The organism is Sphingobium sp., from assembly GCF_035511395.1.
GTDB lineage: Bacteria > Pseudomonadota > Alphaproteobacteria > Sphingomonadales > Sphingomonadaceae > Sphingobium.
This window is the reverse complement of sequence record NZ_DATKFP010000274.1, coordinates 1-5,709: the sequence shown is the minus strand read 5'-3', so window position 1 is coordinate 5,709 and position 5,709 is coordinate 1. Positions and strand designations below refer to the sequence as shown.

General features: G+C 63.6%; 5 protein-coding genes. 1 reads left to right on the top strand and 4 read right to left on the bottom strand.

Translation table 11 applies throughout. The features are described from left to right. Positions 1-198 precede the first annotated feature (198 nt). Positions 199-915: a PHB depolymerase family esterase gene (locus tag VMR39_RS19050; protein ID WP_325417990.1), complete on the top strand. Its 717-nt coding sequence runs from the start codon at positions 199-201 to the stop codon at positions 913-915. 57 nt (positions 916-972) lie between these two features. On the opposite strand, the gene VMR39_RS19045 is transcribed toward VMR39_RS19050, so the two are convergent. The 4 genes from VMR39_RS19045 to VMR39_RS19030 form a co-directional block, all read right to left on the bottom strand. Further along, positions 973-1,473, bottom strand: a complete 501-nt coding sequence (locus tag VMR39_RS19045; protein ID WP_325417988.1) for a lytic transglycosylase domain-containing protein — start codon at positions 1,471-1,473, stop codon at positions 973-975. A gap of 58 nt (positions 1,474-1,531) precedes the next feature. Beyond that, positions 1,532-1,846 carry a restriction endonuclease gene (locus VMR39_RS19040; protein WP_325417992.1) on the bottom strand — a complete coding sequence of 105 codons (315 nt, stop codon included), beginning with the start codon at positions 1,844-1,846 and terminating at the stop codon, positions 1,532-1,534. A gap of 212 nt (positions 1,847-2,058) precedes the next feature. Further along, positions 2,059-5,013, bottom strand: a complete 2,955-nt coding sequence (mobF, locus tag VMR39_RS19035) for a MobF family relaxase (protein WP_325417986.1) — start codon at positions 5,011-5,013, stop codon at positions 2,059-2,061. Then, on the bottom strand, positions 5,010-5,709 hold a 700-nt coding region (locus tag VMR39_RS19030), incomplete at its 5' end, for a type IV secretion system DNA-binding domain-containing protein (protein WP_325417984.1). The genes VMR39_RS19030 and mobF, both read right to left, overlap by 4 nt.

The window sequence follows — 5,709 nt, the reverse complement described above, 5'->3', positions numbered from 1 at the left end:
GCCCTGCGCGCCGCGGGGGCAAACTGTGCCCAGTCCCCGGGCGATAGCAGGCTGACGCGGTCGTAGGATTTCGGATCGAACCCCGCTGGGCTGAACGGACATTTCTACATCCCGCCGGGGCGAGGCAAGGACGCGGCGCTCGTCGTCGTCCTGCATGGCTGCACCCAGAACGCCGGAGGCTAAGACATTTGCGCGGGATTGCCCCACATGGCGACCCAGTACGGATTCGCCCTGCTGTTCCCCGAGCAGCAGCGCCAGAACAACCTCGACTTGTGCTTCGATTGGTTCTCACCGGGCGACAACCGCCGCGATACCGGAAAGGCCCTTTCGATCCGGCAGATGGTCGCCGCCGCTACTGCGCGGCACGGGCTCGACCCGGCGCGGGTCTTCTGCACCGGCCTTTCGGCGGGCGGGGCCATGACCTCGAGCATGCTCGCGACCTATCCCGAGGTATTCGCGGGCGGCGCGATCATTACGGGCCTCCCCTGCGGATGCGCCGATACGTTCGCTCGAGCGTTCGACCGGATGCGCCTGCTCGGCATGCCGCGCGGTTTGGAACTGACCGCATTCGTTCGCGGAGCCTCTGGTCATGACGGCGCCTGGCCCACCGTATCGATCTGGCATGGTACCGCCGAAGCGACCGTCGGCCATGGCAACGCGCAGGCGGTTATCGGTCAGTGGCCCCCCCTGCACGGCGCGGCCGCAGCGCCCGATCATGTCCAGATCGTCCGCGGCCAAGCCGAGCGTATCGCCAAAGGGGCGGAACCCGGCTTTGCAATCGACGCCTTGAAGCGACCAAGCGAGGCGGCCTTTCCTGCCTTCGCCGCCCTTTGCGTCGAGATAGTCCGCCACGAACTCTGGCGTCGCCCGCAAAGAGATTCTGCTCGTCCGGCGAAACCCAGGCATGCGCGTTGAGCACCGCCCGAAAGAGATCGTCCGCAGAGGCGAAAGGCCAAAATACAAAAAGCGATTCTATCGAAAAATATTTTCACCAAATCTTGCACGAAGATGCGTTGCGACCGATGCCGAATATTGCAGTTGCCGCCATAGGGTAGGGCTATGATAGACGCCGATCGCCTTCCAATAATCCCCGGTTGAGTTAATCGCGGACAAAAATACCCAGCGCGCCGCCTCGGCATTGAAGCAGGCGTCAGAACGCAACCACCGGCGGACCTGTCCTTCCGATTTCCCGATCCTCGACGCAATTCGCGGTACCCACCAACTGTTGATCTGAAATGGCCCGAGGTCGTGCGAGCCATTGCTGTTACGCACTTCCGCGCCCAGCCAGCCGGCCTCCTGATCGCGAAGTCCCCACAAGGTCTTTTCGAGCCATGGGTGCCCAAGTGACGCCTTGCGGATGCAGGCACCGATCACGCGCTCCTCTTCCAGGTTTCGCGATCGTGCGGTCACCTCGCATGACGAGAGTGCAACGCTGACAAATGACGCGAGCATGAGCAGCCAATGCTGAGACATCAGTCGCGTCTTCCTTTTCCTGGCATCGATTGGGCCGGTTCGATGACTTCATCCACCACTAGTATCGCTTCTTCGGTCGGCAGAGTGAGCAGCGTGGGCCTGGAAATGATCGGACAGCGCAGGAGCGGCTCACAGCCTTTCGGCTTTGAGGCCCGGTCCGTCCGACATGAACGAGCAGGCCGCGGCAAACCCGGGACTGGCACAGCATATCCAAGGCAACGACATGGTCCGTCCAAATAGCGCCTTCATAGCGCTTCGCGTGAATCAGCCACTGGGCGCCGTCGATGATGACGTGACCATCGATTCCGCCATGGCCCGAATAACGATGGTTCCGGATCACCTTGAGATTTCGCCTCTGGAAGCCTTCGAGCATCAGTTCGTCAAAGGCTAGTGGATCCATGGCCCGCAGGCGCGCATAGAGAAGCTGCGGCGGCTGGGAACGATCCCGGCCGCGAAGCTCCTCGGCCATGGTTTGCGCCTGCCGCCTTCGCCAGCGGTGCCGCACAGGTATGCGGGAACGGCGAACCACACACGCCAGCCAGAGCAAGACTGAGATGGTCAAGACCATCAGCATAAAATGAAATGTCATCGCTCAAGGCCCCGGGAAGGTTCGGGCTGGTGCGTGGGCGCGGTTTCTTGGCGTGGCCGCTGCATCTCCGGTCCGCCTTTCGCAACGCGGACATGATCGAGAATTCCGCCAAGCAAGCGATCGAGCGCTTGAGCCAGACTTCTGGCGCCTTCAGCCAGATGCTCGGCAGGTCCGCGAGGTGGCCGCTCGCGGCGATCGAGCTGCCGCTCAAGTGCCTGGTCGCGGCGCTCAGCGCGTGCTCGTTCCTGAGCTGCCGCGAGAGCTGTGAGGCGGTGATCCTGTCTTCTTGCGAAGGAAACAAGGCTGTCATGCTTGATCCGTCCCAGCCCCTCCTGCGATGAGGTCTTTTCACCGGACTGGCGCTCCAGTTTGGAGATCAGTCCCTTGACGTCGTTGGTCCACAGTCTGACGCCGTACATGGCGCGGGTGATGGCGGTGTAGAAATTCTGCGCGTTCACCAGCGGGGATTCGACCGGGGCAAGCACGAACACGCGGGGATAGGTCTTCGACTGCGAGGAATACACGGTTTCCGCGTAGCCATGATCCCAGGTCTTATGCCTGGACAGATCCACCTGCTGCACCCGGCCGTCCCGGTCCCAGCGGACCGTCGCCATCGTGCCATCTAGCTTATCGACAATGCCGCGCTCGGCATTACGCATATCAATCTCGCGGTTGACGAGACGCCACTGGATGCGATCGCCCTGACTCAGTTCGCGTTCCTCGGCATTGAACACGTTGACATGACGTGCCCGGGTTTTCTGCGGATCCCAGCGGATGGTGCGCCCGCTCTCATCGACAAGCCGAACGACCTGCCGTCCATTGCTATCCCGTCCTAGACCGGTGACGCGGTAATCGGCGCCGTGTGCCACGCCAAGCTGCGTAACGTCGCGGTCGAAGCGCACCACCTGCCCGGTCGTATAGAAACGCGCCATGTGCTTTTCGACATCGGTGAAACCGGCCGGCGCGAGAATGGACAGGCGGCTCTCTTCGGCGGCCAAGCCGCCTTCGCTTCTGAGAGCTTCGCGGATCTTGCTGTTGACGATGAGCCGCGTGGCGTTGTCGAGAACGAGGATGTTCGTGCCTGCACGCGAGCCGGGCTTGAGACGGATCCAGCTTTCCACGACCTGCTCGGCCATCTTCTCGCCGTCCTGCGCCGTGTTGACGCTGTCGAGCTTCGCGAGTGCCTGCGCAAAATCTCCCGCGCGCGCCTGCGCGACCGCGGATTTGATGGATCTGGTTTCCTGACGCACCGCTTCCGTCAGTTCGACTGTCGGTAACCCGAGCCGGCGCATCAGCCAGAACGGTTTGCCCTGTTCGATGGCGCCCGTCTGCTTTTCATCGCCGAGAAGGAGCAGCCTTGCGCCGGTCGCCCTGCTGATCTCGAGGAGCCTGTGCGCCTGCCGGTTGCCGAGTTGCCCGGCTTCATCAAGCACGAGCACGTGGCGATCGGTGATGCCATGCCCCCCGCGGGCGACGAAGCCCGCTACGGTATGCGATGATATACCCGCCTTCTGGCCCAGTTCCGCAGAGGCCGACGAGGTCGGAGCAAGTGCGATCAGCGTTGTGCCCGGCTCGGAAGCTTCGCCAAGAACTCTTACAAGGGTGGATTTGCCGGAGCCGGCGACGCCATGGATCGCGGTAACGCGGTCGCGGGAAAGCGCGGTTTCGACCAGTGCGCGCTCCTGCTCCGGATTGAGGCCGGCCCCTTCCAGCGCGGCCAGGACGCGGCCGCTGGCCGCGATCGGGTGCGCATCACCCAGACCAAGCGCGATATGCTGGGTCAGCGCAAGTTCCTGTCGCCATGATCTGCGACTGGTGCGTCCGCGCGTCAGAATCTGGTCGCCGGTCTGCTCGTGCGTCGGCAGAAGCTTGCGCGCGGCTTCATGGTTCTGGATCGCGGGACGGATATCCTCGAGCCGCACCTCTCCCACATGCGCGGCAAGCCCGGTGCGAAGGATATCGCCGAGGTTATTGACCGCTTCCGCCGTCTCCAGTTGCCGCAAGCCGAACAGCGCGGCCCTCGCCGCAATGCGGTCTGTAGGCGCGCCGTGGCTGCCTTGCGCCTCGCGGGCGGAAGCGGCGATCTGTTCGAGCGCGCCGAGAAGCTTTCCGGACCGCTGATGCCATTGATCCTTTAGCGCATCGTAGCCGATCTTCACCTTGGCCCTGCGCGTGGCATAGAAGGACGCACGCTGCGCCTTCTGGCCGACCAGGCCATGTTCGCGGGCATGTTCCTCGATTTGCTCGGCGCGCTGCGAGAACGTCTCCATCAGTTCCTTCGGCACGCCGCGCATTTCGAAAAGGCCCGTGCGAGGATCGAAGTCGATCCGGTAGCCCGCCTCGCGCAGGGCGAATGCGAGCGCATTGCGATAGATCTGGCCGGCGACGCGCTGCTCACCGTACATGACCCGGCTTTCCAGGCTGGCCATCTGATCGCCGTCCTCGCGGTTGGTCATGTTGAGGACGACCAGGTGGGTGTGCAGATGCGGATCGAGTTCTCGGCTGCCGTGCTCGGTAAAGCGCGCGACCAGGATCCTGGCGGTCGTTTCGTGGACGATCTTGCCCTCGGCCCGCCGGCGCAGCTGCGCCTGTTCCTCGAGATAGGAGATAGCGTCGGTGACGGCGCGCTCATGGGCCGCGAGAACGCGCTCATCGCCTACCACCAGCGCCATGATGGAGACGGACTTGGGCGCGTTGACAGCGAAGTCCCACCCGGGGTGATGCTGGATTTCGCCGTTGGCCCTGTGACGTCCAAGCTGCTGGTCGCCGATCTTGCCGGCGAGAAGATCTCGCAGGGCCTTCGGATCGACAGCGCCGGAAAGACCGAGATCGGCCGCCAGCTTCCCAGCCCATTCGGAAGGTTCGTTCCCGCCCTTGGTGTAGTAATCGCCCACTGTGTAATAGCGGGTGATGTTGGCGGGTTTGCCATGGAGGCGCTGGGGCTGGATCATGCCGGCTTCGCCGGTTCACGCGGCCCATCCCCGCGCCCATGCTGGACGAGATCGGAGCGGATTTCTCCCTGCCTGCCCGCAAGTATCGTCCATAGCATGCGAGCGGGCGCGGGAAGTTCCGTGCTCTCCTCGTTCAACAATATGTCTTCGACGCGCTGCCGGTCGATGTGCGGAACCGGCGGCGTGAACAGGTCGGGCTGGGACGGTGGCGGAGCGGCGACATTCGGAATGTCCGAAGGTTCCGGTGCAGAGAGGCTCCCGCGGCCTGGGGCCAGAGTAGGCGCCTGCGCCGCCTCGCGTTCGATCGCTTCACGAACCCGCGCCTCTGCATGAGCGATGCGCACGAGCGTCTTCGCCTTGTCGATCTGATCGGGGGGTGTCCTCCGTTCGGCGAAGGCTGGCCCCTGCAAGGGCACATCGTTGAACCGGCTGTCGAAGCGCACAACGGGCAGGTTGCGACCGAAGCGCAGGAAGCCGACGAGGTTGGGCAGGTTGGTGACTTCGGTCGGCATCACCAGCGGCCGCGTCACCTGCATGCGCGACAGGTTCATGCCGTCGCGCATGTCGTTGACGCCGTAGGACATGCCCTCGTTCGCTTCGACCTGCTCGACCTGGCCGAGATTTTCAGAGACGTGCCTGGCCGTCGCGGTATCGTTCGCCCGCAACGCAACCCAGGTAGAACAATAGCCGGTGATC